Origin of the sequence: Microbacterium sp. MYb54, from assembly GCF_002979515.1 — a bacterium.
Lineage (GTDB): Bacteria > Actinomycetota > Actinomycetes > Actinomycetales > Microbacteriaceae > Microbacterium.
Map to the genome: position 1 here is coordinate 87,443 of NZ_PCPA01000003.1, position 25,869 is coordinate 113,311.

Below are 25,869 nucleotides of genomic sequence, written 5' to 3' on the forward strand. Positions count from 1 at the left end.
CGATGACGTTCGTCCTCCGACGAGCCGGGCAGGCCGCGATCGTTCTGATCGCGGCCTTCACGGCCACCTTCTTCCTGCTGCAGCTGCTGCCGGGTGATGCGATCCTGATCAAGTTCTCCGACCCCAGTCTCGGGCTGTCGCCGGACCAGCTCGACAGCATCCGCACCACCTACGGCGCAGACCTGCCCTGGTGGGAGCAGTACGTGCACGCGGGTCTCGGCTTCCTCGCCGGGGACTTCGGCTTCTCGACGCAGTTCGGCACACCGGTGCTGACGATGCTCGCCGAGGCGCTCCCCGCGACACTGCTGCTGGCGTCGCTCGGACTCGTCGTGGCACTTCTGCTGGCCGTCCTGATCGCAGGACTCTCCTCGCTCGCGCCGTTCGCGTGGCTGCGCGACGGCCTCCGCCAGGTGCCGGGCCTGTTCGTGGCGGTGCCGGTGTTCTGGCTCGGCATCCTGCTCATCCAGGTGTTCTCGTTCGGGCTCGGGTGGGTGCCGATCGTCGGCGCCGACCCGGTGAGCGGACTCATCCTTCCGGTGCTCACGCTCGCGGTCCCGATCTCGGCGCCGCTGGCACAGGTGCTGGTGCGGGCGGTCGACCAGGTGCAGGCGCAGCCGTTCGTGACGGTGGTCCGGGCGAAGGGCGCACCGCCGCTGTGGGTGCTCACACGCTCGGTCGCCCGCAATGCCGCCGTGCCGACCCTGACGATCGCCGGCGTGCTGTTCGGCGAACTCGTCGGGGGAGCGGTCGTCACCGAGACCGTGTTCGGTCGCACCGGCATCGGCCGGCTGACCGAGCAGGCCGTGGCGAACCAGGACATCCCGGTGCTGCAGGGCGTGGTGCTGCTCTCGGCCCTCGGGTTCGTGATCATCAGCTTCGCCGTCGACCTCGTCACCCCGCTCATCGATCCGCGTCAGCGCACGGTCGCACGATCGACCGGGCCCCGTGCCACGCGACGAGCACCCCAGGAGGTGGCAGCATGACCGCTCCCGTGACCGCAGCAGCGACTGGATCAGTGGCTGGATCAGGGATCGCCGAGACGATCGCCGAGCCCGACACGTCGCCGACAGCGCCCGCACCGGTAAGTGCCGAGGCGCCTCGTCGCCGTGGACACCTGCGCGGCCGTGCGTGGGGCCTGTATCTTGCGTTCGCCGTGATCGCCCTCGCCGTGCTCTGGGCGGTCATCCCCGGGGTGTTCGCACCGGGCGACCCGCTCACCGGTGTGCCGGCAGACAAGCTCCTGCCGCCGAGCGCGGCGCACTGGTTCGGCACCGACACCCTCGGCCGCGACCTGTTCGGCCGCGTCGTCCACGGTGCGGTCAACTCGCTCTCCGGTGCGCTGATCGCCGTCACGGTCGGGCTCGCCCTCGGCACCGTGCTCGGGGCGATCGCCGGGGCCGTCGGCGGGGTCGTCGACGACGTGCTGATGCGCGTGGTCGACGTGCTGTTGGCGATCCCCGGGCTCCTGCTCTCGCTGTCGGTGATCATCCTGCTCGGGTTCGGCACCGTCAACGCCGCGCTCGCGGTGGGCCTCGGCAGCGTCGCAGCCTTCGCCCGCCTGATGCGCGCCGAGGTCGCCCGGGTGCGCCGCACCGAGTACGTCGAGGCAGGCTTCGGCAGCGGGGGCACCTTCTTCGCGGTGCTCCGCCGTCACGTGCTGCCGAACTCGCTCACCCCGATCGTCGCCCTCGCCGCACTGCAGTTCGGTACCGCGATCCTGGCGATCTCCACTCTCGGGTTCCTCGGCTACGGCGCGCCGCCTCCCACCCCCGAGTGGGGGTTGCTGATCGCCGAGGGCCGCAACTACGTCGGTACCGCCTGGTGGCTCACGGCCCTTCCGGGCCTCATCGTCGTCGCCGTGGTGCTCAGCGCCAACCGGATCAGCCACCGTATCGGAAGGAACGCCCGATGAGTGCTTTGGCCGTACTCGCAGCGACGGATCTGCGGATCTCTTACGCCGGCCGCGAGGTCGTGCACGGCGTCTCGTTCGAGATCGCCGAGGGGGAGACCCTGGCTCTCGTCGGCGAGTCGGGATCGGGCAAGTCGACGACCGCGCACGCGCTGCTCGGCCTTCTCCCGGCCGGCGGCCGTGTCGATGGCGGCAAGGTCGTGCTCGGCGACCTCGACATCTCCGGATGGACGGATCGCGCGCTCCGAGGCATCCGCGGCGCGGAGATCGGTCTGGTGCCGCAGGACCCGACGACCTCGCTCGATCCGGTGCGTCCGATCGGTGCGCAGGTCGAGGAGATCCTGCGCCTGCACGGTCATCGGGATCGGCGTTCGCGTCGTGCGCGGGCCATCGAACTCCTCGACCGCGTCGGCATCGACGACCCCGACCTGCGCGCCCGCCAGTACCCGCACGAGCTCTCCGGCGGCATGCGGCAGCGTGTGCTGATCGCGACCGCCATCGCGTTGCGCCCGCGTCTGCTGATCGCCGACGAACCGACCAGCGCCCTCGACGCGACAGTGCAGCGCAAGGTGCTCGACCTGCTCGACGAGCTGCAGCGTGAGGAAGGCACCAGCATCCTGCTCGTGACCCACGACCTCGGCGTCGCTGCCGATCGGGCCGAGCGACTCGTCGTGCTCAAAGACGGACGGATCGTCGAGCATGGACCGAGCGATACGGTGCTCGCCGCCCCGTCCGATGCGTACACGAGGCAGCTGCTCGCCGACGCTCCCGCATTCGCGACGGGTTTCCGTCGGCCCGATGCGCCGCCGTTCCTGCGGGACGCTTCGGCGGTGGCGGCGGAGAACCCTTACGCGATCATCGGCGAGGGCCTCGTGAAGGAGTTCCGGGTCGCAGGGCGCGAGCGCTTCCGCGCCGTCGACGATGTCTCATTCCGGGTGCGCAGGGGTACGACGCATGCACTCGTGGGGGAGTCGGGGTCGGGCAAGACGACGACGGCGCGGCTGATCACCCGGTTCCACCAGCCGGATGCCGGGACGATCGAGATCGCCGGGGAAGATGTGACCCACGCCAAACGTGAGCAGCTGCGGGCGCTGCGCCGGCGCATCCAACTCGTCTACCAGAACCCGTTCGCCTCGTTGGATCCGCGGCAGCAGATCGTCGACATCGTGGCCGAGCCGCTGCAGAGCTTCCAGGTCGGCAGCCGTGCCGAGCGCAGGGATCGCGCCCTCGCGCTCATCGACAGGGTCTCGCTGCCGTCCGACGTCGCACGCCGCACCCCGCGTGAGCTTTCGGGTGGGCAGCGGCAGCGGGTGGCGATCGCCAGGGCGCTCGCGATCGACCCGGAGATCGTCGTGCTCGATGAGGCGGTCTCAGCCCTCGACGTCACCGTGCAGGCACGCATCCTCGAGCTGCTCACGTCGCTGCAGGCTGAACTCGGACTCACCTACCTCTTCATCTCGCACGACCTCGCGGTGGTGCGCAGGATCAGTCACACGGTCTCGGTGATGCGCCGCGGCCGGATCGTCGAGGAGGGGCTGACCGAAGGCCTCTTCCACGACCCGCAGCACGACTACACCAGGGAACTGCTCGCCGCGGTACCCGGACGAACGGAGACCGTCGTATGACCGCCGCACCCACTGTCGCCTTCTTCACGCGCCTGCTCGATGACGCGTCGCCCGCCGAACGCTATGCGCTGGCGACGGCGCAGATCCAGCAGGCCGAGCGTCACGGGATCGGACGGGCCTGGGTCGCTCAGCACCACTTCCACGCGGCCGAGGGCGGGCTGCCGTCGCCGCTGGTTTTCCTCGCGCACGTCGCCGCAGTGACCCGAGGCATCCGCCTCGGTACCGGGGTGATCACGCTGCCGCTGGAGGATCCGGTGCGGGTGGCCGAGGATGCCGTGGTCGCCGATCTGCTCTCCGGGGGGCGAGTGGATCTGGGCCTCGGCAGCGGCGGAACCCCGTCGTCGTTCGTGCCGTTCGGGGAGGACGTGCGTGACAAGGGCCCGACCTACGACCGCAAGCTGCGGAGCCTGCTCGACGGCCTCGCGGGCCGTGATGTCGGTGCGGGCAACACCCTCTACCCGGATGCCGGAGACCTCGCCGACCGCGTCTGGCAGGCCACCTTCTCGGTGCCCGGTGGGCATCGGGCCGGCATCAACGGGCACGGGCTGCTACTCTCCCGCACACAGCCGCGCCGCGCCGATCGTCTGCACGCGCCGCTGTCGGAGCTGCAGGATCCCATCATCGATGCATATCTCGATGCTCTGCCCGACGACGTCGAACCGCGGATCACAGCCTCGCGCACCGTGTTCGTCGCCGATGACCGGGCTGAAGCCCTGCGGTTCGCCGAGGTCGGTCTGCGCCGGGCGGCCGAGGGGTTCCGCCGTCAAGGACAGACGATCCCCGGCGACACCATCGACGAGTTGATCGCCGCGCTCGACACGCACCTGGGCACGCCGGAGGAGGTGGCGCAGTCGCTCGCCGCCGACACCACTCTCGCCCGTGCGACCGAGGTGGCCTTCCAAGTGCACTCGGTCGATGCTCCGCACGAGCACGTGCTGCGCTCGATCGCGCTCTTCGCCGACGAGGTCGCCCCGGCCCTCGGCTACACGCTCACCCCTTCCGCCGAAGACAACCTCACCCTCAAGGAGAACGCATGACCGACGACATCGTGGACCGGATCGTGGAGGTGACGCCGGAGCTCGATGCGCTGCGCCGCCGCCGCCCCGTCACCAGGGAGCAGCTGCAGGCGAGCTTCGACGCCCTGTTCCGTCCGGTGACGATCGAGCACGTCTCGCTGTCGGAGCGCGACCTCGTTGCGGCGTTCGCCACGGGGCTGGCCGGCGCCGAGGACGCGACCGCGGGCTTCTATGCCGCCCGCGCGCAGGCGGCAGATCCGCAGCGGGCCACCGTCGTGCTCGCGGAGGCGGCCGACGCAGCAGTCAGCGGCCCGTTCGGTGCCTACACCGAGTTGGGGCTCCAGAGCGAGAACACCGAGGGGGAGCGCTATGCGCCGTCCGATGCGGTCATCGCACTCGTCGGAGAACGACTCTCCGCGGCCCTCGCGCACACGCACCTGCTGGTGTTCCGGCCCCGTGAATCGTCGAGTGCAGACCTCGGCCGGCTGCTCGATGCGGGCTGGTCGACGGACGGGATCGTGACGCTGTCGCAGCTGGTGTCGTTCCTCGCCTTCCAGCAACGGGTCGTCACCGGACTCCGAGTGCTCGCCGCCGCAGGACTCGCCACCGCGACCGAGACCGAGACGACCGAGATCTCCGAGGAGGAGGAAGCCGCATGACCGCCGAACAGACCGTGCTCCGCCACGATGACGCCCCGCACCCGCATGAGTTCACCCGCGGGGAGGTCGGCTGGGTCCCGCATCTGGAACCCCTCGCGGAAGAGGAGCTGACCGAGCGGCACTACGACGGCCTCGTCGAGGCGGCCAGGGCGAAGAACGACTACTTCCGTCTGCTCGCGCGCGACCCCGAAGTGCTCAGGGCGCGGACTCTCGTCGACAAGGACATCTTCTACAACGCTGCGGAGGGCCTTCCTCGGGCCGACCGCGAGCTCGCGGCGACCGCGGCATCCCGTCGCAACGGCTGCGTGTTCTGCGCATCGGTGCACTCGCGTTTCGCCGCACACCACAGCAAGCGCGTGGAGGATGTCGATCTGCTGCTCGACGAAGGCATCGACGCCGATCTCGGCGAGCGGTGGAACGCGATCGTCGCCGCTTCGGTCGCGCTCACTGATACCCCGAGTGCGTTCGGGGAGGACGAGATCGCACGTCTGCGCGCTGCCGGGCTCGACGACCTCGAGGTGGCCGACGTGATCCACGGCGCCGCGTTCTTCAACTGGGCCAACCGGCTGATGCTGTCGATCGGACGGCCGGTGGCTCCGGTCTGACCCCGAGTCCTTCAGGACTGCGGGCGCTCGTGCGGGCCGCACGACTCGCGGAGGATGAGCTCGAACGGTGCGGTCTCGTGGACGGGGAGGTCAGCTGGTCCGGTGAGGAGGGCGATCACCCGCTCCGCCATCTCCGGCACCGGCTGACGCACCGTCGTGAGCGGGGGATACGTATAGGCGGAATGCTCCGTGCCGTCGAACCCGGTCACGGCGACGTCGTCGGGGATCGCAAGGCCGAGGCGGTGGCACGCGAACATCACGCCGTGGGCCTGCTCGTCCGTGGAGCAGTAGAAAGCGCGGGGTCGCGAGGGTCGCGCGAGCACGTCGAGGGCGACCTGGGCCGCGTGCGCGCGGGAGATCTCGGTCTGCAGCTCCGTCGTCTCGACCACGACGCCGCTCGCCTCGATCGCGCGGAAGAACCCGTCGCGATGCTGGCGGGATCCGGCCGAGTCGCTCGGTCCGTTGAGCAGGGCGATCGAGCGGTAGCCGTGACCGATCAGATGGGCGGTCGCGGCCTCGGCTGCGGCGCGGTAGTCGATCGAGATCGATGATGCCTGCTGCCCTGGGGCGACGGGGTGCAGCACCGCGATCGGGATGCCCGCATCCGTGAAGGCGCGCAGATCAGGGGTGTCCGACATCGACACCATGACGACCGAGTCCACGCGTCGCTCCACGAAGGCCGCGACGTGCGAGTGCTCTCTTTCGACGTCGAGCCCCGAGTCTCCGATCAGCAGGAGGTTGCCCTGCGCTGCCGCCGCCTCTTCGAGCGCGCGGGCGAGCTCGCCGAAGAACCTGTTGGCGATATCAGGCACGATCAGGCCGATCGACTGCGTCTTGCCGAAGCTCAGCGCGCGGGCCAGGGCGTTGGGGCGGTAGCTGAGTTCGGTCGCGGCCTGCAACACCTTCTCCCGCGTCGCGGGGGAGACGTTGCGCGGACCGTTGTTGAACACGTAGCTCACGACGGCCGTGGAAGTGCCGGCTCTATCAGCTACGTCCTTGGCGGTTGACATGCCGTTCCCCCCACTAAGCGGTTAGATTCACCGGTGTCAGGCTAGCACCGGGCCTGCCGATACTCACTTGATTCGATGTCCATCTCGGACTATAGTCCATCTAACCGCATCGTCTAACCGCATAGATTCAATGCTCGTTCAAGGGAGAAGAACATGAAGCGACACGTCGCCGCGATCGCAGGGTTGGCTATCGCCGCTCTCGCGCTCTCGAGCTGCTCCGGTGCCGATGCCGGTGCATCGGGTTCGGAGGATGCCGGGGGCACGGTGCGGTTCCTCGGGCCGGAGGATCCCCAGGTCTTCGCCCCGGTGATCGCCGCGTTCGAGAAGGGACACCCCGACATCACGGTGGAGTACACCCAGGTGCCGTTCGACCAGTACGCCACCACGCTCCAGCAGCGGCTCTCGGCGAAGGACGACACGATCGACGTCTTCGCGGTCGACCAGCCGAACCTCGCGCAGATCGCCGCGCAGGGATTCCTCGAAGATCTGAGCGATCTCAAGGACCAGGCGAAGAAGGCGACCTCCGCCGCGCAGTACGACATCAACATCTACGACGACAAGATGTACGCCCTGTCCATCTGGAACTCCACCCAGATGCTGTTCTACAACAAGAGCCTCCTCGCGGCCGCGGGAGTCGATGCGCCCGCCATCGATCCGGCGTCGCGCTGGACGTGGGAGCAGGTCGCCGAGGCCGGACGTGCGGCGCAGACCGCAGGCGCCGAGTCTGGGCTGCTCCTGGAGCAGGTTGAGGCCTACTACCAGCTGCAGCCCCTGATCGAGTCGGCGGGTGGTGGCTCCGGCATCTCCGGCACGGACATGCTCGAGGTGGATGTGACCGACGACGGCTGGAACAAGGCGCTCTCCTGGTACGCCGACACCTTCCAGTCCGGACTGTCGCCACGCGGTGTGGGCGGCTTCCAGACCAGCGCGGTCTTCACCGACCAGAAGGTCGCGTTCTTCGTCGGCGGGCCGTGGGACGTCGGCGGGTTCGCGGCCAACGCCGACTTCGACTGGGGCATCGCCCCGCACCCGTACTTCGAGGGCGGATCGGAGGTCACGCCGACCGGCTCGTGGTCGTGGGGTATCAACACCGCGTCGAAGAACAAGGCCGCAGCCCAGGAGTTCCTGGAGTTCGCGGCGCTGGACCCGGAAGGCAGCCTCGCAACGACCGAGGCGACCACGATCATCCCCGCCAACACGGAGGCGGCCGCGACCTACCTCCCCACCCTCGAGGCACTCGCGGGCGACCACGGCACGGGCGTCGCCGATCTCATCACCTCCGAGATCGAGAACACCGCGGTGGCCCGGCCCGTCTCGGTGGGCTACGTGCAGTTCGAGTCGCTGATCAACAAGGCCTTCGGCGATATCCGCAACGGCGCAGACGCGGGCGAACGTCTCGTGCAGGCGCAGTCCCAGATCGAGGATGCCTGGAGTCAGCTGCGATGAGTACCCCCACCAAGGGTGCGGGAGTGGTGAATCGCCATTCCCGCACCCGCGGATCGGGCGAGCGGCATCGCCGTCGGAGCCCCGCAGGAATCGCGCTGCTCTTCCTGCTTCCGGCACTGATCGCCCTGCTCCTGCTGCGTCTCGCCCCGGCTGGTGTCGCTCTCGTCGACAGCCTGTCGCGCACGACTCTGCTCGGCGGTACCTCTTTCGTGGGCCTCGGCAACTACGTCGAGCTGTTCGCGAACGCCGACTTCCAGAACTCGCTGGCTGTCACGCTGCTCTTCGCCGTGATCATCAACCCGGTGCAGATCGCCGCCGCGTTCCTGCTCGCGGTGCTGTTCACGCGAAGGGCCGTCGGGTCGAAGTTCTGGCGCTCGATGGTGATCCTCCCCATCGCGGTGCCGCCAGCCGTCTCCGCGGTCGTGTGGAGTGTCATCTACCGCCCGGACGGACTCGCGAACGGCTTCCTCGCGGTCTTCGGCATTCCGCCGCAGCCGTTCCTCACCTCGCCGTATCAGGCGCTGCTTTCGATCATGATCCTGCTGTCCTGGATCGGCGTCGGCTATTGGATGATGTTCCTGATCGCCGGCCTCAACGACATCCCCACCTCCTACTACGAGGCGGCATCGCTCGACGGGGCGTCCTGGTGGCGGCAGACATGGTCCATCACGCTGCCGCTGCTGCGCCGACCGCTGGCCTTCGTGCTCGTCGCGGACACGGTGTCGAACTTCCTCGTGTTCGCGCCGGTGCAGATCCTCACCAAGGGCGGCCCCAACGGCTCGACCAACCTGCTCATGCACGATCTGTACACCCGAGCCTTCACGTTCGGCGACATCAACAAGGCGCAGGCCGAGGTCGTGATCCTGGTGCTCATCACCGTGGTGATCGTGGCGCTGCAGTTCCGCCTGCTCAAGACGGAGGACCAGCCATGACGGGCATAGCCGAAGACACGCCGGGCATCGCCGCAGGCTCTACCCGCACCGGCGCACGACGGCGCCTCTCCCGCAAGACGATCCTGATCCTGTGGTCGACGCTGCTCTCCATCACGGTCGGCATCGCCTTCCTCGCCCCGCTGTGGTGGACCTTCATCAATTCGCTCCGCCCCGGGTCTGAGACCTTCAGCTACCTGAACCCGCTGCAGTGGCAGACGTTCTTCACCCTCACGCCCACACTCGACAACTACGCCGCGCTGCTGGACAGCGACCTCGGACGCGCCATCCTCAACTCGCTCTTCGTGAGCGTGGTGACGGTGATCGTCGGGCTGGTGGTCTGCGCGACCGCTGCGTTCGGGCTCTCCGCATTCCGATTCCGGGGGCAGACGGTGCTGTTCTCGGTGGTGATCCTTTCGTTCCTCATCCCGTTCGACGCGATCGCTATCCCGCTGGCCGCGATGTTCCGCGACTGGCAGCTGCAGAACACCTTCCTCGGGCTCATCCTTCCCGGGGTCGGCAACGGGATGGCGATCTTCCTGCTGCGCACCTTCTTCCTCGCGATCCCCGAAGAGCTCGTCGAGGCAGGGCGCCTCGACGGCCTGGGCTGGTGGGGAATCTTCACCCGCATCTATCTGCCGCTCTCGCGCCCCGCGCTGATCGGCGCCGGCCTGATGCTCTTCCTGTTCCAGTGGCAGGCCTACGTCTGGCCGCTGCTCATGGGCACCGACAGCGACCACATCCTCGGTCCGGTCGCGTTGTCGAACATGCAGGGGCAGTTCCAGGTGGACTACGGCGTCCTGTTCGCCGCATCCATGATCCTCGTCCTCATCCCACTGGCCATCATCCTCGGCTTCCAGCGCTACTTCATCCAGTCCGTCAGCACGACGGGTCTGAAGTAGTGACGCAGAACACGAAAGGCGCACGACACATGTCTGCACTCCACCACGTCATCCTCGACACCGACATCGGCACGGATGTCGACGACCTGATGGCGCTCGCGCTCATCTTCGGCTCTCCGGAGATCGAGCTCCTCGGTGTGACCACGGTGTACGGCGACACCGCGCTGCGCGGGCGGATGACGAAGCGCATCGCCGAGATCGCCGGCGTGACCATCCCCGTCCACGCCGGGGAGTCGGAGACGCTGTCCGGACGCGAGATCTGGTGGGCCGGGCACGAAGCCCGACTCTACGAGGACCTCGATCGACACCTGCTCGACGGTGACGACGCCGTGGACCATCTCATCGAGACCGTCTGTGCCGAGCCGGGCACCGTCGACGTGATCGCGATCGGACCCCTCACCAACATCGCGGCAGCCATCGAGCGCGAGCCGCGATTCGCAGGTGCGGTTCGGCATCTCTGGGTCATGGGCGGCTCGTTCGCCGTGGAAGAAGACTCGGAGCACAACTTCCGCAGCGACGCCACCGCGGCCGAGATCGTCTTCGCCGCCGGTATCCCCACGACCGTGGCGGGCCTCGAGATCACACGACTCATCACGATGGGAAGCGATGCCCTCGTGCGGATGAGCGCATCCGGGGAGCTCGGGCGCGTGATCGATGCCGAGATCAGGCAGTGGTGGGAGTTCTGGGGCACGGAGTGGAACGTGCCGCACGACCCCGTGACTGTGCTCACGCTGACGCAGCCCGAGCTCTTCGCGTTCTCGCCACGTGGTCGTATCGAGATCCTCCGGGGTGGAGAGATCGAGGGCGTGAGCCGATTCCACCCGGGCGAGGGCGAGACCAGGATCGTCACGGGGCTCGATGCGGAGGCGGTCGCCGAGGCGATCGTCGTCGGCATCGTCGGCGCAGCGATCGATACCGCCGTCTGACCTCCGGCTAGGGCAGCAGGACGATCTTGCCCGAGGCGGCGCCGGATTCCATGAGCTCATGGGCCTGCGCCGCTTCGGCGAGCGGCAGCTGCGGGCCCAGGTCGACGACGAAGTCGCCGGTGGACAGGAGTGCGATCGTCTCGGGCAGCGCCTCGGCACGCCAGGCGAGCTCCTGGTCGGTCAACGGTACGGGCGAGCCGCCGGAGAACGCGCGGATGCCGAAGGATGCGGCGTCCGGCCCCCGGACGATCGTGGCGATGCGCTCACGGTCCGCCACGAGCGCGAGCGAGGTCTCGATGGCCTCGTCGGTGCCGGCGCAGTCCAGCCCCACGGTGACAGCGGAGGGCGCGGCCTCGCGCACCCGGTCGAGCAGACCGTCGCCGTAGGCCACGGGAATCGCGCCCAGTTCGCGCAGCTGCTCGTGTCGGGCGGGGCTCGCGGTCGCGATCACGGTCGCGCCCCAGGCCACGGCGAACTGCACCGCGGCCTGTCCGACGGCGCCGGAGCCGCCGTGCACGAGCAGCACATCGCCGCCGCTCACGCCGAGCGAGCGCAGCGACTGGTAGGCGGTGCCGGCGGGGATGCCGATCGCGGCGCCCTCCGCGGTCGTGACGGAGTCCGGAAGCTTCGCGAGGTTCTCGGTCGAGATCGCGAGCGCCGAGGCATAGGTGCCACGCCCGTCACGGATCGCCACCCGGTCGCCGACCGCGAAGTCGTCGACGCCCTCGCCGAGCGCCTCGACGATGCCGGCTCCGTCGAAGCCGACCGGACGCGGCTCGGTGATCGGAGGCGATGGCCGCTTGCCGCTGCGCATCTTCGCGTCGATCGGATTCGCGCCGGCCGCCTCGATGCGGACGACGACCTCGCCGCGCGCGGCGACGGGATCGGGGACCTCGATCAGGTGCAGGACATCGGGGGAACCGAACTCGGTGTAGACGATCGCGCTGGCCATGCCTTCAGGCTACCCGCGCCGGGCACCCGCGGTTGCGGATCAGCGGCCGGACAGCACCTTCATGATGCGCTGCGGCGACACCGGCTGGGCGGTACCCAGGCGCTGGGCGAACACGCTGACGCGGTACTCCTCCAGCAGCCAGCGCACCTCGACCAGCGCAGTCGGCGCATCGGCCGGGAGCGGGATGGTGCCGCCGGCGTCTTCGAAGGCCTTCGCCATCCGCTCGTACTCGGTCATGCGCGCGCGGTCCTTGCCCGGTTCGCTGGCCAGGGTCTTCAGGCGGTCGACCATCCCCTCCAGGTATCGAGGGAAGTGCGTGAGCCGCTCGGCGCCGGCGGCGGAGATGAACCCCGGGTGCAGCAGCCCGCTGAGCTGGGTGCGGATGTCGTTCAGCGGTCCGAGCAGGGCGAGCGAGTTCTGCGACTTGATGCCGCGTTCGACTTCGCGGGACTTGGTCAGGATGCGTGCCACCAGTGAGACGCAGGCGAACAGCTCGTCGACGAGGACAGCAGAGACCGCATCGCGCACCCGTGCGAACTCGGCTTCGCTGCGGACGATGCCGCCCGGCACCGTCTTGTGGATGACACTGCGGGCGACCGCGGCGCGGCAATCCTCGATGAGGGCGGCAGCGGACTGGTAGGGCGAGGCAGCGAGGGCGAGCTTCTCCTGACTGGTCAGGTGCTCCTGCACGTACGAGGAGGGGGAGGGCACGCCCAGCAGCACCAGCCGCAGCACGCCGTCGCGGGTGGCCGCGGCAGCCGCATCCGGTGTCGACTCGACGCGCACCGACACGCTCTTGTCCTGATCGACGATGGCGGGGTACCCGCGCACGACGCCGCCGGCGACGCGGGTGTCGAGCACCTCGGGCAGATCGCCGAAGGTCCAGGCCGTGAGACCGGTCTGCTCGATCGACGCGGCGGCGATACGTTCGACACCCCCGCCGACACCGCTGCGCTCGGCACCCCGGTTCCCGCCCGGTCCTCCGGAGCGCGCAGGCGCGGCGATCGAGCGGGCGACGCTGCTGCGGGCCCGATCGGAGAGCTGCGCCTGCAGTGCCCGCAAGTCGCGGCCGGAGCCTGCGACCCTGCCGCGTTCGTCCACGGCACGGAAGTTCATGCGCAGATGAGGGGGCACCCGCTCATCGTCGAAGTCGGCCGCCGAGACCAGCTGGTTCGCGAGCGGCTGGATGCGCCGGGCCAGGGCCTCCTTGAGAGTGCGCGGGGGCAGGCCGCCGTGCGACTCCGGGCCTTCTTCGGCGAGCTCCGCACCGAACTTCTCGGCCCAGTCGGCGGCAGGGACCACATGGCGACGGATCGCCTTGGGGAGCGCGCGCAGCAGGCCTGTCACGAGTTCGGCGCGCAGACCCGGAACCTGCCAGTCGAAGCCACGGTCCTCGATCTGGGCGAGCAGCGGCAGCGGCACGACCACGCTGACGCCGTCGTCGTCGGCGCCGGGTTCGAACCGGTATGCGAGGCCGAGCACCTGGTCGCCCTGCGTCCACCGCGTCGGGAACTCGCGCTGATCAGCGCGCTCCTCGTCGTCGATCAGGTCGCTCTCGCGCATCACGAGCAGCTTCGGCGTCGTCGCCATGGCCTCTCGCCACCAGCTCTCGAAGGAGCGCACATCGAACACGTCGGCGGGGATGCGCTCGTCGTAGAACCGGAAGACGGCTTCGTCGCCGGCGAGGATGTCACGGCGGCGCTCGCGCTCCTCCAGCTTCTCGAGGCGCTTGCGAAGTTCGGCGTTGCTGCGCCAGAACGCGCTCACACGCTTGTCGATCCGCGTCGGGTCCCATTCGCCCTCGACGAGCGCGTGCCGCACGAACAACTCGCGAGACGCTGCCCGGTCGATCCGCGCGAACTGCACGCGTCGACGCGGAATGATCTCGAGCCCGAACAGCGTCACCTTCTCGAACGCGACAGCGGCGCCGGCATCCTTCGACCAGTGCGGCTCGGTCACCTGCCGCTTGGCGAGATCGCCGGCGAGGGGCTCCGCCCAGGCCGGGTCGATCGCGGCGACCGTTCGCGCGAAGGTGCGGGAGGTCTCGACGATCTCGGCCGCGATTACCGCGCGCGGGCTCTTCTTGCGCAGCCCCGAACCGGGGAAGATCGAGAACCGGATACCGCGGGCCCCGCGGTACTCCGCACTCCGCCGGCCCTTGGGCTCCTTGGCGGGGGAGTGCGCTTTGCCCGCAGGGGCGGTGCGCTCGTCGAGGATGCCGATCTGCGACAGGAGACCGGCGAGCATGGCGCGGTGGATCGAGTCGGGGTCGCTCGCGCCGCCGTCTCTGCCGGTCCGGGTGTCGTCGCCGCCACGGTCGGGGGTCTTCACGAGTGTGCGCAGCTGGCGATGCACGTCGAACCACTCGCGAACCCGCACGTAATTGAGGTGCTCGGAGCGGCACAGGCGACGGAACGCGCTCGACCCGAGCTCCCGCTGCTGTTCACGCAGGTGGTTCCACAGATTCAACAGGGTCAGGAAGTCGCTGGTCGGGTCGACGAATCGCGCGTGCAGTCGGTCAGCCTCCTCGCGACGCTCCTCCGGTCGTTCGCGCACATCCTGGATCGTCATGCCCGAGACGATCGCGAGGACGTCACGGGTCACTCCTGCGCCGGAACCCGAGCGTCCTGCCTCGATCAGCATGCGCGCGAACCGTGGGTCGATCGGCATCCGCGAGATGTCGCGCCCCGTGCGGGTGAGATGCGGGGAACCATCGCTGCGGGACGGCTCGACGGCGCCGAGCTCGGTCAGCAGGTCGAACGCGGCCTTCACTCCTCGGGAGTCGGGCGGGGTGAGGAAGGGGAAGGCGGTGATGTCGCCGAAGCCGAGCGACAGCATCTGCAGGATGACGGATGCCAGCGAGGTGCGCAGGATCTCGGGCTCGGTGTACTCCGGCCGCTTGTCGTAGTCGTCCTCCGAATAGAGGCGGATCGCGATGCCGTCGCTGGTACGGCCCGCACGGCCGGAGCGCTGATTGGCCGACGCCTGCGAGATCGCCTCGATCGGCAGCCGCTGCACCTTGGAGCGGTTGCTGTAGCGCGAGATACGGGCGGTCCCGGTATCGATCACGTACTTGATGCCGGGCACCGTGAGGCTCGTCTCGGCGACGTTCGTGGCGAGGATGACCCGGCGGCGCACGCCGGCGACCCGGCTGCGCTCGAACACCCGGTGCTGGTCGGCGGCGGAGAGGCGGCCGAAGAGGGGCAGCACCTCGGTGGGCGCGCGGTCGTTCGCGTACGCACCGCGCACGGCATCGGCGGCGTCGCGGATCTCGGCCTCGCCCGGGAGGAAGACGAGTACATCGCCCGGAGCTTCGCGGTCGAGTTCGCGCAGGGCGGCGACGATCGCCGAGACCTCGTCCTCCGGTTCGGCGGGCGTGTCCTCGTCGTCCGCCCCCTCGACCTGCCCGCGATAGCGGATCTCCACCGGATATGTGCGGCCCGAGACCTCGATGATCGGTGCCGGGATGCGGTCGCCCTCTGCGTCGGACGGTGCGGCGAAGTGTTTCGCGAAGCTCTCCGGATCGATCGTCGCCGAGGTGATGATCACCTTCAGGTCGGGGCGCTCGGGGAGGATGCGCACGAGGTAGCCGAGCAGGAAGTCGACGTTGAGGGAGCGCTCGTGCGCCTCGTCGATGATGATCGTGTCGTAGCGGGTGAGCAGCCGGTCGCGATGGATCTCGTTGAGCAGGATGCCATCGGTCATCAGGGCGATGCGGGTGGATTCCGACACTTTGTCGGTGAAGCGCACCTTGTATCCGACGAGGGTGCCGAGCTCGACCTGGAGCTCTTCTGCGACACGCTCCGCGATCGTGCGGGCTGCGAGGCGTCGAGGCTGCGTGTGCGCGATGCGCTCCCGACCGAGTTCCAGCGCGATCTTCGGCAGCTGGGTGGTCTTGCCCGATCCGGTGGCACCGGCGACGATGACGACCTGGTGGTCGCGGATGGCGTCGGCGATCTCGGCCCTGGCAGCGCTGACGGGCAGCTCCGGGGGATAGGAGATCACAGGGGAGGACATAGCCCTCCATCGTATGCCGGGATCGAGCACATACGATCGTCGGATGACGAGAGTGCTGCAGTGGTTCCGCGAGTTCGGACGGCCCCCGCGCATCCTCGGACTCGACATCGCCAGGGGGCTGGCGATCCTCGGCATGGCCGGAGCGCACATCGGCGAGACCGAGCCGTTCGAGTGGCTCGACCCGGCGACATGGACCGACCTGGTGCACGGGCGCTCCTCGATCCTGTTCGCGGTGCTCGCAGGAATCTCGATCGCCCTGATGACCGGACGCAGCGCCGTGCCCGAGCGCGAGCGCATCCCGGGCATCCGGCTGAACCTGATCGGACGCGGTGCGGTGATCTTCCTCATCGGCCTGGCTCTGGAGATGCTGAACACCCCGATCGCCGTGATCCTCACCCTGTACGGCCTGCTGTATGTCGCGGTCATCCCTTTCCTGCGGTGGCGACCCTGGCAGCTGCTGACGGGTGCTGCGGTGCTCGCGCTCCTCGGGCCCGCACTGCTCGCGTTCTTGAACGCGGTGATGCTTCACCCCTATGGCTCCGGCATCGGGTTCGTGCTCTACGGCACGTATCCGATCACGGTCTGGATGTCGCTGGTGCTGGCGGGCATGGCGCTCGGGCGTCTGCACATCGGGCAGCTTCGCACTGCGGTGGTCGCTCTCGGCATCGGCCTCGCGCTCGTGGTCGTCGGCTACGGCCTGGGAGGGATCGGACAGGCTGCGGGCATCACCGGCTCCCTCGGCAGCAGCTCGTTCTCGTCGGGCGAGGGCAGTTCGATCATCGACGGCGGGTCCGGCAGCATCGGCACGGCACCGTCCGGCTGGGAGAGCTACCCGCAGGCGCTCGCCGAGAGCGATCCTCTCGGCGCCGTGCTCACCGCGGTCTTCGCGGTCGACCCGCACAGCGGCGGCACGGCCGAGATCCTCGGCTCCGGCGGCTTCGCGCTCGTGGTCATCGCGCTGTGTCTGCTGCTGAGCAGGCCGCTCCGCTGGGTACTGCTCCCGTTGGGAGCGCTCGGCTCCATGCCGCTGACGGCATACAGCGCGCACGTCGTCTCGATCGTGCTGGTCGGAGGGCCTGGCGCGTTCTTCTCCAGCAATTCGTTCTGGGCCGCGACCGCGATCGGACTGCTCTTCGTCACGACACTCTGGTCGATGTTCTTCGGACGTGGACCGCTCGAACGTCTGGTCGGCCGAGGCGCCGCGGCGATGGCGGCGGTACCCCGGCGCTGAGCAGGTCGGACGCCGCTCGCGGATGGGGGTGGGCGAGGCGATGTGCTAGCGTCGGAGCGCAGCGCTTTCTGGCGTTCGCGACCGGCCCGGTTTCAGGGTCGGGACTGGGGAGTTTCGAACTGGGGAGTTCACACCACCGCGTTTGCGGCGTTCTTCGCCGCCTCGATGTCATCGAGCGCGCGGTGTGAAGGTGACTTCGCGTCCGAAAGAACATGACTGGGGAGTCGTTGTGGGGAACACGAGTTTTGGGCGCGGAGTACGGGGTGCTGTCGCATCAGTGCTGACCGCGGGCCTGTTGATCGCGGGATTGTCCGGAGTCGGGGCGACGGCGGCGGCTGCGGCCGACGTGCCGCCGTCGACGCCACCGCAGTTGCAGCGTGATGAGAATGTGGTGACGTCGGATCCGATTCCGACGGTGCAGATCGACAACGGGTACGTGTGGGCGCAGACCACGATCGGTACGACGGTGTACGCGGTGGGGAAGTTCGACAACGCGCGGGAGCCGAAGGCGGCACCTGGTACGTCGTTGACGGCGCGGTCGAACGTGCTGGCGTACGACATCGTGTCTGGCGCTCTGTCGTCGTTCGCCCCGAAGGTCAACGGCGTGATCAAGGCGGTCGCAGCTTCTCCCGACGGATCGCGCATCTACATCGGCGGATCCTTCAACAACGTCAACGGCAAGGACCGGTGGAACTTCGCGGCGCTGGATGCGAAGACCGGCGAGTTGGTGCCGCAGTTCGCGCCGTCGATCGGCGGCAGTGGTGTGTACGCGATCACCACCGACGGGTCGAACATCTACCTCGGTGGTCTGTTCACCCAGGCCAACGGCGTCGCACGCAAGAACCTCGCCGCCTTCGACCAGAAGAACGGCGCGCTCATGAGCTGGGCACCCCAGGCCGACCGCCAGGTCGATGCCCTGGTGATGGATCCGGCTGGGACGAACGTCATCGTCGGAGGGCGCTTCTCGACGGTCAACGGAAGCAGCCTGCGCGGTTCGGCGGCAGTGGACAAGTCCACCGGCGCGGCTGACACCGCTTGGGGCATCTCCAAGGTCGTCAAGAACAGCGGGAGCAGCAGCAACTCCGGCATCTTCGCACTCGCCACCGACGCGAACACCGTCTACGGCACCGGCTGGAGCTGGGCCGGCGGGGGAAACCTCGAGGGGACGTTCGCGGCGGAGGCCGGCACGGGCGCGGTGCGCTGGATCGCGGACTGCCACGGCGTCCACTACGGCGTGTACTCGACCGGCAAGGTGGTCTACACGACCAGCCACATGCACTCCTGCAACACGATGGGCCTGCAGCCGCAGAAGAACCCCGCGGTGTACCAGTACGCGGAGGCATACACGGCCGATGCGCGCGGCACCCTCGCCGCGAACACCTACTCCGGGTACGCGAACTGGGCGGGAACCCCGGCTCCGTCGCCCTATCAGTGGGCACCGGACTGGTCGGTCGGCACCACGACCGGACTCGGTCAGGCCGGACTGTCCATCACGGGCGCTGGCGACATGATCTCGATCGGCGGTGAGTTCCGATCCGTCAACAACGGCCAGTTCGAGGGATTGGTGCGCTTCTCGACGAACCCGCCCGATGGTGCGAAGGACGGCCCCCGGGTCTCCGATGCGAGCTGGAAGCCGACCGCCGGGACGTCACCGGTGCCCGGCCGTGCCCGTGTGTCGATCGAGACGAACTGGGATCGGGATGATCTGACGCTCACCTACGAGCTGTACCGAGCCGGAACGGCTGAACCGGTGGCGAGCACGACCGCGGACGGCACCTGGTGGAAGCGCACGACGGTCACGCTCGACGACCCGACGGCGACGCCCGGTGCGACGCAGAGCTACACGGTGGTCGCGAAGGACGGCAACGGCAACACCGCCACGAGTGCGAGCGTGAACGCCAAGGCCACGGCGGGGACCGCATCGGCGTATACGACGAAGGTTCTCGCGGACGGTCCGTCGCTGTACTACCCGATGGGGAACGTCTCGAAGGACTGGGCGGGCGCGAACAACCCGGTGAACGGCACGGGCGCCACGGTCTCGTCGTCCGGCATCGAGAACAGCGGCACTGGATCGACCACGTTCAACGGCACGACGAACGGCCGGGTCTCGTCCGATGCCAAGGCCGCGGTGTCGAAGGAGTTCTCCTCGGAGATCTGGTTCCAGACCACCACGAAGACCGGCGGCATGCTCATCGGCTCCGGGGCTGCCAAGACGGGGAGCTCCGCGAGCGTCGACCGTCAGCTTTACATGACCAACAGCGGCACTCTGACCTTCGGGGTCTCCGCCGGTCAGACCCGCGCCACGGTCGCAGGGGACAAGGCGCTGAACGACGGAACGTGGCATCACGCGGTCGTCTCGCAGGGCGCGGAGGGGATGAAGCTGTACGTCGACGGCGAGCTCGTCGCCTCGGATCCCGCGGTGACGACGGCCAAGACCGATCCCGCCTACCTCCGCATCGGCGGCGACCTGCTCACGGGCTGGCCGTCGGCGCCCTCGTCGAACTACTTCAAGGGCTCGCTGGACGAGGCCGCGGTGTACCCGGTCGCGTTGAACGCGGATCAGGTGCGTGCGCACTTCCAGGTGGGGAAGGGGCTCAAGGCACCGACGGCGGCCTTCACGGCGCAGCCGACCGATCTGAGCGTGGCGCTCGACGCGTCCGGTTCGGTCGCGGACGGTGCGGCATCGATCAGCGCCTACGCCTGGGACTTCGGCGACGGCTCGACGGCCACGGGTGTGACCGCGTCGCACGAGTACGCGGCGGCGGGCACCTACACGGTGCGCGTCACGGTGACCGACAACAGTGGATTGTCGGCGTCGAGCGAGAAGCAGGTCGTGGTGACGGCTCCCGTCGTGGCCGATGTCGTGGTGGCGACGGACGGATTCGATCGTGCGGTCGACTCCGGCTGGGGCACCGCTGATGTGGGTGATGTGTGGACGCCGATGCAGGGCAAGTCGACCGCGCTCTCCGTGGTCGACGGTGCCGGGGTCATCGACCTCGCTGCGGGGCAGACGCGCGAGATGCTGCTGGACGACGCGTCGGTGCGGGATTCCGCCACGACGATGTCGTATACGCTCTCGGGCGGTCCGGAGTCCGGCACGGCATACGTCGGTGCGGGTTCTCGTCGTACCGGTGACGGCGGGTACCGCGCGCTGGCATGGCATCGCGCCGACGGGGCGGTCTGGGTCGTCATCCAGCGCAACGGGACGGCGATCGCCAGCGCGGCGGTTCCCGGTCTGACCTGGAGCGCCGGGACGGTCTTCCACCTGTCGACCGAGACGTCCGGTTCACCGTCGACGACGATCCGCGCCAAGCTGTGGGCCGAGGGCCAGCCGGAGCCTACGGCGTGGCAGGTGTCCACGACCGATGCGACTCCGGCTCTGCAGGCCGAGGGCTCCCCGTCGGTGTTCTCCTATCGGGCCGGCAGCGCGACGGGCACCAACATCGTGCGCGTGAACGAGGTCAAGTCCATCCGGCTGGGCTAGTGAGTGAGCAGGTGGGGGCGCCGGCATCGGGTCGGGTGCCCCCACCTGCGGTCTCTCAGAAGTGGGTGCCGCCGTCGATGCGCACCTCGGTGCCGGTGATGAAGGCGCCGTCTTCGCTTGCGAGCATCGCCACGACTCCGGCGACCGACTCCGGCCCGGCGAAGCCCTGACCGATCGCGGGCGCGAGCTTCATGAACAGGCTCATGTCGGCGTCGGCGGGGAGCCCTGGGCCGTTGCTCTGGTTGCTCTGGCCGGACCCGTCGGTCATGCCGGACGAGATCGAACCGGGCTGCACCGCGGTGAAGCGGATGCCGCTCTTCGCGTACTCGGCGGCGAGCGCGTGGGTCATCGACTGCACGCCGCCCTTGCTGGCCGCGTAGGCCGCCATGTAGGGGTGGGCGAAGCCGGCTGAGGTCGAGCTGAAGTTGACCACGGCGGCCGACTGGCCTTCGAGCAAGGCGGGGATCGCTGCACGGATCACGAGGAACGTGCCGACCAGGTTGATCCGGATGACCTGCTCGAACTGGTCGAGCGTCGTCTCATGAGTGTGCGAGGAGCGCAGGATGCCGGCGGCGTTGACGAGCACGTCGAGTCCGCCCAGAGCTGCGACGGCCTCGGCGACGCCTGCTGAGACGGAGGCCTCGTCGGCGATGTTCATCGTCACGGTCGTGAGGTGCTCGGCGAGTGGTCCGGCCTTGGCGACCGTGTCTTCGAGGCCGGCGGCGCTGACGTCGGCGGCGACGACACTGCCGCCTTCGCGGAGCATGCGCAGCACCGTGGCCTGGCCGATGCCCGACCCTCCGCCGGTGATGAGAGCCCGACGTCCTTCGTAGCGGTTCATGATCTTCCCTTCGTGGTGGTGTCGTCGTATCGACGTTCCGTTGTAGGCAGACTATGCCTGTATGGCAGATCGTGCCACATAGACCTAACCTGCCGATTGGGTGACCTATTCCCGTACGCTGTGACGGTGGAGACCACAACCCTCACCGAGCGCCGAAAGGCTGCGACCGAGCGTGACATCGCCGCATCCGCCGCCGCGTTGTTCGCCGAGCAGGGAGTGGCAGGCGTCACCGCCGAGCAGATCGCCGCGCGAGCAGGCATCTCGGTGCGCACCTTCTACCGGTACTTCGCGCGCAAGGAAGATGCGATCGCGCCGATCCTCAGCTTCGGCGCTCAGCGCTGGCAGGAGGCCTTCGCGCAGGTCGGGGAGCGTTCGCTGCGAGAGCAGATCCCCGGGGTGATCCGCGCGCAGCTCGCAGAGGGCGACGGGCTCGAGCTCGAGACGATGCTCGGCGTGCTCCGCGGTCTCGACGACGATGCGGCGATGCGCGACGTCTGGTTGCGTGTCAACGACGATTCCGAGCGTCGGCTCCGCGAGATCCTCCAGGAGCGGGGAGTCGCCGGGTGGGAGGCGAGGCTGATCGCCGCCGTCGCGACCGATGCGATCCGCGTCGGCCTCGAACAGTGGACCGCAGATCCAGACGGACCGCGCCCCGCCGTGCGCGCGGTCGATGCGTTCCTGGTGATGTCGCAGGGGCTCAGCGGTCTCGACTGACATCTTTCGTCACCGTCCGGAGCCGCCTGTCATCACAGGTCATAGGCTGGAGGCATGACGATTCCTGCACTCGAACTGAACGACGGCAACTCCATCCCGCAGCTCGGCTACGGCGTCTTCAAGGTGCCGCCGGCAGAGACCGAGCGCGCGGTGAGCGAGGCGCTCGAGATCGGCTACCGTCACATCGACACGGCCGCGATCTACGGCAACGAAGAGGGCGTGGGCGCGGCCATCGCGGCATCCGGAGTCGCCCGCGACGAGCTCTTCATCACCACGAAGCTCTGGAACGACCGCCACCACGACGACGAGCCGCGCGCGGCCATCGCGGAGAGCCTCGAGAAGCTCGGGCTGGAGAAGGTCGACCTGTACCTGGTGCACTGGCCGACGCCTGCCAAGGACGACTACGTGCACGCGTTCGCGAAGCTCGTCGAACTGCGCGAGGCGGGCCTCACCCGCAGCATCGGCGTCTCGAACTTCCTGGTGCCGCACCTGGAGCGCACCGTGAAGGAGACCGGTGTGGTTCCGGCCGTGAACCAGATCGAACTGCACCCCGCCTACCAGCAGCGCGACGTGGTCGCGTGGGCCGAGGCGAACGGCGTGCGCATCGAGGCGTGGGGTCCGCTCGGTCAGGGCAAGTACGACCTGTTCGGCACCCCGGCTGTCGCGGATGCCGCCGCTGCCCACGGGGTCACCCCCGCGCAGGCCGTGCTGCGCTGGCACCTGCAGAAGGGCATCATCGTGTTCCCGAAGTCGGTGCGCGCCGAGCGCCTGCGCGAGAACCTCGATGTCTTCGGCTTCGAGCTGACCGACGCCGAGATCGCGGCGATCGATGCTCTCGACCCGCTCGACGGCTCCGGCCGCGTCGGCTCGCACCCGGACGAGGTCAACTGACCCGCTCCTTGCGAACCCGGGTCCCTGGCCCACATGACGCCCCGTGTCGCCTCGCGCGACACGGGGCGTTCGCGTGAGTACCGTCGAGGCATGACAGCTCCGTTCCGCGTCGTGGCCGTGTCGGGATCCCTGCACGAGCCCAGCAAGACGACCGCCCTCGTCCGTGCGATCACAGCCGCGATCGCCGAGCGCGCCCCGGTCGAATCGCAACTCATCGAGCTGACGCAGATCGGCCCAGGGCTCGCCGGAGCGCTCCAGCGTGACCAGTTGCCGCCCGAGGTCGAGGCGCAGCTGCAGGCGATCGAATCCGCTGATCTGCTGATCGTGGGGAGCCCCGTCTATCGCGCTTCGTTCACCGGGCTCTTCAAGCACCTGTTCGACTTCGTCGGGCAGTACGACCTGGTGGGCAAGCCGGTGCTGCTCGCCGCGACCGGCGGCGGCGAGAAGCATGCGCTGATCATCGAGCACCAGCTGCGTCCGCTGTTCGCGTTCTTCCAGGCGCTCACCCTTCCGCTCGGGGTCTACGCGAGCAACACCGACTTCGACGGGTACGAGATCACCTCCGACGTGCTGCACGCGCGCATCTCGCTGGCTGCCGAGCGTGCCCTGCCGCTTGTGGGCTATGCCGCGTCGCGTCCGGTCGAGCTGCTCGTCGGCTGACCACCCTCTCTCCGCGCGGCGTAGCGTGAAGGCATGACCAACCGGCTCGCCGACACCCTCAGCCCGTACCTCCGTGCGCACGCCGACAACCCCGTCGACTGGTACCCGTGGGGTGAGGCGGCCTTCGAGGAGGCCCGGCGGCGGGATGTGCCGCTCCTCATCTCGATCGGATACTCGACCTGCCACTGGTGCCACGTGATGGCTCGGGAGTCGTTCGCAGACCCTGCCACCGCCGCGCTCATCAACGACGGGTTCGTGGCCGTGAAGGTCGACCGCGAGGAGCATCCGCAGGTCGACGGCGCCTACATGGCCGCTGCCTCGGCCTTCACGCAGAACCTCGGCTGGCCGCTCACGGTGTTCGCCACGCCGCGTGGGCGCACCTTCTACGCCGGCACCTACTGGCCGCCCGAGGCCCGACCGCCGATGCCCGCCTTCCGTGACGTGCTCGCTGCGGTGAGGGAGGCGTGGACACTGCGTCGTGCGCAGGCCGAGGAGTCGGCGGATGCTGTGACCGACGCGCTCGCCCGTGCGGCGGACTCCGCGCCGTCGGAGCTGCCCGACATGGTCGCGATCGCGACTGCGGCCGAGGTGATCGCGCAGCGGGAGGATCGGCAGTTCGGGGGTTTCGGCGGCGCCCCGAAGTTCCCGGTGGCGACGACGCTGCGGTTCCTGCAGCACCCGCTCGTGCGGGAGGGCGCTCCGGAGGCGTCGGCCGCTGCTTCGCGGGCACTCACGGCGATGGCGGGCTCCGACCTGCGCGATGCCGATGGCGGGTTCTTCCGTTACGCGACCCAGCGCGACTGGACGGTGCCGCACTACGAGCGGATGCTGACCGACAACGCGCAGCTGCTCGATGTCGCGCGTGACGCGGGAGATGAGCGGACCGTGCGCGGCATCGCCGCCTTCCTGATCGATGTGCTCCGTCGTGATGGTGGCGGGTTCGGGTCGGCGCAGGACTCGGAGTCGACGATCGATGGAGCGCGCAACGAAGGCGGGTACTACCTCCGTCCGCTCGCCGAGCGCGCGGGGTTGGAGCCGCCCGCGGTCGACGGTAAGGTGATCACCGGCTGGAACGGACTCGCGATCGGCGCCCTCGCCAGGGCCGGGGCGGCACTGGGGGAGCAGGCGTGGATCGATGCCGCAGCCTCCGCCGCCGAACACGTGCTGCACGTCAATCGAGACGAAAAGGGTGCGCTCGTGCGCGCCTCCCTCGACGGTCGCGCATCCGCCGCGGTCGCGACCGCCGCCGACCTGGGGCTTCTCGCCGACGGGTTGTTCGCGCTCGCGCTCGCGACAGGCGAGGTGACCTGGGCCGTCACGGCGCGCGGCATCCTCGACGAGGCGCTCGAAGGGACAGCCGGCGACGACCCGCTGCTGTCGGCCCAGGGCATCGCGACCTCGCCGGACCAGACCGACGGCGACCTGCCCTCCGATGCCGCTGCGGTCGCCGGCGCCGCGCTGACCGCATGGTGGCTGGGAGCGGGAGACCGGTATCGCGAGGCGGCGGTGGCGACCGTGGGCGCGCTCGCCGTGCGGTCGCTGGAGCAGCCGTTCGCCCATGGCACGCTGTTGCGGGTGGCCGCGGGTCTCGCCGTTCCGCCCCGTCAGCTCGTCGTTGTCACCGGAGCGCGCGACAGCGCCCTCGCCGTGGTCGCCAGGGGTGCGGACGCCGAGGTCGTCGCCGTCGTCGCCCCGGAGCAGGCGCGGGCGTTCGCGGATGCCGGGTTCGAACTGTTCGAAGGGAAGGATGCGTCGGCGGAACGCGCCTACGACTGCCGCGCGTTCGTGTGTCGGCTGCCGGTGAGCGACCCGGCCGACGTGTCGATCATCCGCTGACCATCGGCCCGCGCTCCCTCAGCTGCTCCCACGCAGGAAACGAACCGGTTTCGAAGAAGGGACGGGCATGGCCGCGCAGCAGATCGACTGGGTCGACATCCCGGCGGGAACACTGCTGCGGGGGACACCGCCCGACGAGGCCGACCTCGTCGCGGTGGGCATCGGGTTCAGGCTCGCGACCTCTGCCGTCTGATCCTCCTCACTGTGCAATCTGCC

At 69.1% G+C, this 25,869-nt stretch carries 21 protein-coding genes; 17 read left to right on the plus strand and 4 right to left on the minus strand.

The genetic code is table 11. The features are described from left to right. The first annotated feature begins 2 nt into the window (after positions 1-2). From CQ040_RS04665 to CQ040_RS04690, 6 genes are read left to right on the plus strand one after another with little or no spacing between them, the layout of a single operon-like run. A complete protein-coding gene (locus CQ040_RS04665) occupies positions 3-983 on the plus strand; it encodes an ABC transporter permease (protein ID WP_105526985.1) in 981 nt (326 codons plus the stop codon). After that, positions 980-1,912, plus strand: a complete 933-nt coding sequence (locus CQ040_RS04670; protein WP_105526984.1) for an ABC transporter permease — start codon at positions 980-982, stop codon at positions 1,910-1,912. The genes CQ040_RS04665 and CQ040_RS04670 overlap by 4 nt, the downstream gene beginning before the upstream one ends. Beyond that, a complete protein-coding gene (locus CQ040_RS04675; RefSeq protein ID WP_258131390.1) occupies positions 1,909-3,534 on the plus strand; it encodes an ABC transporter ATP-binding protein in 1,626 nt (541 codons plus the stop codon). The genes CQ040_RS04670 and CQ040_RS04675 overlap by 4 nt, the downstream gene beginning before the upstream one ends. Further along, complete coding sequence (locus CQ040_RS04680) at positions 3,531-4,571, plus strand: putative FMN-dependent luciferase-like monooxygenase (RefSeq protein WP_105526983.1); 1,041 nt, start codon at positions 3,531-3,533, stop codon at positions 4,569-4,571. The genes CQ040_RS04675 and CQ040_RS04680 overlap by 4 nt, the downstream gene beginning before the upstream one ends. Continuing rightward, positions 4,568-5,209 carry a CMD domain protein gene (locus CQ040_RS04685; protein WP_105526982.1) on the plus strand — a complete coding sequence of 214 codons (642 nt, stop codon included), beginning with the start codon at positions 4,568-4,570 and terminating at the stop codon, positions 5,207-5,209. Before CQ040_RS04680 ends, CQ040_RS04685 begins: the two co-directional genes overlap by 4 nt. Beyond that, the gene (locus CQ040_RS04690; protein WP_105526981.1) at positions 5,206-5,814 is read left to right on the plus strand and encodes an alkylhydroperoxidase domain protein; all 609 of its coding nucleotides are present in this window, start codon (positions 5,206-5,208) and stop codon (positions 5,812-5,814) included. The genes CQ040_RS04685 and CQ040_RS04690 overlap by 4 nt, the downstream gene beginning before the upstream one ends. Positions 5,815-5,825: 11 nt before the next feature. Here CQ040_RS04690 and CQ040_RS04695 read toward each other — a convergent pair whose 3' ends face one another. Next, positions 5,826-6,824, minus strand: coding sequence for a LacI family DNA-binding transcriptional regulator (locus CQ040_RS04695; protein WP_105526980.1), 999 nt, complete (start codon positions 6,822-6,824; stop codon positions 5,826-5,828). 153 nt (positions 6,825-6,977) lie between these two features. Here CQ040_RS04695 and CQ040_RS04700 point away from each other — a divergent pair, with 153 nt between their 5' ends. Genes CQ040_RS04700 through CQ040_RS04715 form a run of 4 tightly spaced genes read left to right on the plus strand, consistent with a single transcriptional unit; the run spans position 6,978 to position 11,027 of the window. Then, on the plus strand, positions 6,978-8,270 hold the full coding sequence (locus CQ040_RS04700; RefSeq protein WP_105526979.1) for an ABC transporter substrate-binding protein: 1,293 nt from the start codon (positions 6,978-6,980) through the stop codon (positions 8,268-8,270). After that, positions 8,267-9,202, plus strand: a complete 936-nt coding sequence (locus CQ040_RS04705) for a carbohydrate ABC transporter permease (RefSeq protein WP_105526978.1) — start codon at positions 8,267-8,269, stop codon at positions 9,200-9,202. The genes CQ040_RS04700 and CQ040_RS04705 overlap by 4 nt, the downstream gene beginning before the upstream one ends. After that, positions 9,199-10,101, plus strand: a complete 903-nt coding sequence (locus tag CQ040_RS04710) for a carbohydrate ABC transporter permease (RefSeq protein WP_105526977.1) — start codon at positions 9,199-9,201, stop codon at positions 10,099-10,101. Before CQ040_RS04705 ends, CQ040_RS04710 begins: the two co-directional genes overlap by 4 nt. A gap of 29 nt (positions 10,102-10,130) precedes the next feature. Further along, positions 10,131-11,027: a nucleoside hydrolase gene (locus CQ040_RS04715; protein ID WP_105596240.1), complete on the plus strand. Its 897-nt coding sequence runs from the start codon at positions 10,131-10,133 to the stop codon at positions 11,025-11,027. 7 nt (positions 11,028-11,034) lie between these two features. Here CQ040_RS04715 and CQ040_RS04720 read toward each other — a convergent pair whose 3' ends face one another. Then, positions 11,035-11,979, minus strand: coding sequence for an NADP-dependent oxidoreductase (locus CQ040_RS04720; RefSeq protein WP_105526975.1), 945 nt, complete (start codon positions 11,977-11,979; stop codon positions 11,035-11,037). 39 nt (positions 11,980-12,018) lie between these two features. Continuing rightward, entirely contained in the window at positions 12,019-15,996 is a 3,978-nt protein-coding gene (gene hrpA / locus CQ040_RS04725) for an ATP-dependent RNA helicase HrpA (protein WP_105526974.1), read from the minus strand. A gap of 43 nt (positions 15,997-16,039) precedes the next feature. Between hrpA and CQ040_RS04730 the strand changes: the two genes are divergently transcribed. Together CQ040_RS04730 and CQ040_RS04735 are read left to right on the plus strand one after the other, a co-directional pair. Beyond that, positions 16,040-17,227, plus strand: coding sequence for a heparan-alpha-glucosaminide N-acetyltransferase domain-containing protein (locus CQ040_RS04730; RefSeq protein ID WP_105527051.1), 1,188 nt, complete (start codon positions 16,040-16,042; stop codon positions 17,225-17,227). Between the two features lie 277 nt (positions 17,228-17,504). Further along, positions 17,505-20,711, plus strand: a complete 3,207-nt coding sequence (locus CQ040_RS04735; protein WP_258131391.1) for a LamG-like jellyroll fold domain-containing protein — start codon at positions 17,505-17,507, stop codon at positions 20,709-20,711. 55 nt (positions 20,712-20,766) lie between these two features. Here CQ040_RS04735 and CQ040_RS04740 read toward each other — a convergent pair whose 3' ends face one another. Beyond that, on the minus strand, positions 20,767-21,552 hold the full coding sequence (locus CQ040_RS04740; protein WP_105526973.1) for an SDR family NAD(P)-dependent oxidoreductase: 786 nt from the start codon (positions 21,550-21,552) through the stop codon (positions 20,767-20,769). A 126-nt stretch (positions 21,553-21,678) separates the two neighbouring features. Between CQ040_RS04740 and CQ040_RS04745 the strand changes: the two genes are divergently transcribed. The 5 genes from CQ040_RS04745 (at position 21,679) to CQ040_RS20965 (ending at position 25,846) form a co-directional block, all read left to right on the plus strand. Next, the gene (locus tag CQ040_RS04745) at positions 21,679-22,266 is read left to right on the plus strand and encodes a TetR/AcrR family transcriptional regulator (RefSeq protein ID WP_258131392.1); all 588 of its coding nucleotides are present in this window, start codon (positions 21,679-21,681) and stop codon (positions 22,264-22,266) included. 54 nt (positions 22,267-22,320) lie between these two features. Beyond that, the gene (locus CQ040_RS04750) at positions 22,321-23,157 is read left to right on the plus strand and encodes an aldo/keto reductase (protein WP_105526971.1); all 837 of its coding nucleotides are present in this window, start codon (positions 22,321-22,323) and stop codon (positions 23,155-23,157) included. A gap of 90 nt (positions 23,158-23,247) precedes the next feature. Beyond that, positions 23,248-23,817: an FMN reductase gene (gene msuE / locus CQ040_RS04755; protein WP_105526970.1), complete on the plus strand. Its 570-nt coding sequence runs from the start codon at positions 23,248-23,250 to the stop codon at positions 23,815-23,817. A 33-nt stretch (positions 23,818-23,850) separates the two neighbouring features. Further along, on the plus strand, positions 23,851-25,653 hold the full coding sequence (locus CQ040_RS04760) for a thioredoxin domain-containing protein (protein ID WP_105526969.1): 1,803 nt from the start codon (positions 23,851-23,853) through the stop codon (positions 25,651-25,653). Between the two features lie 67 nt (positions 25,654-25,720). Beyond that, the gene (locus tag CQ040_RS20965) at positions 25,721-25,846 is read left to right on the plus strand and encodes a hypothetical protein (RefSeq protein ID WP_258131393.1); all 126 of its coding nucleotides are present in this window, start codon (positions 25,721-25,723) and stop codon (positions 25,844-25,846) included. Positions 25,847-25,869 lie beyond the last annotated feature (23 nt).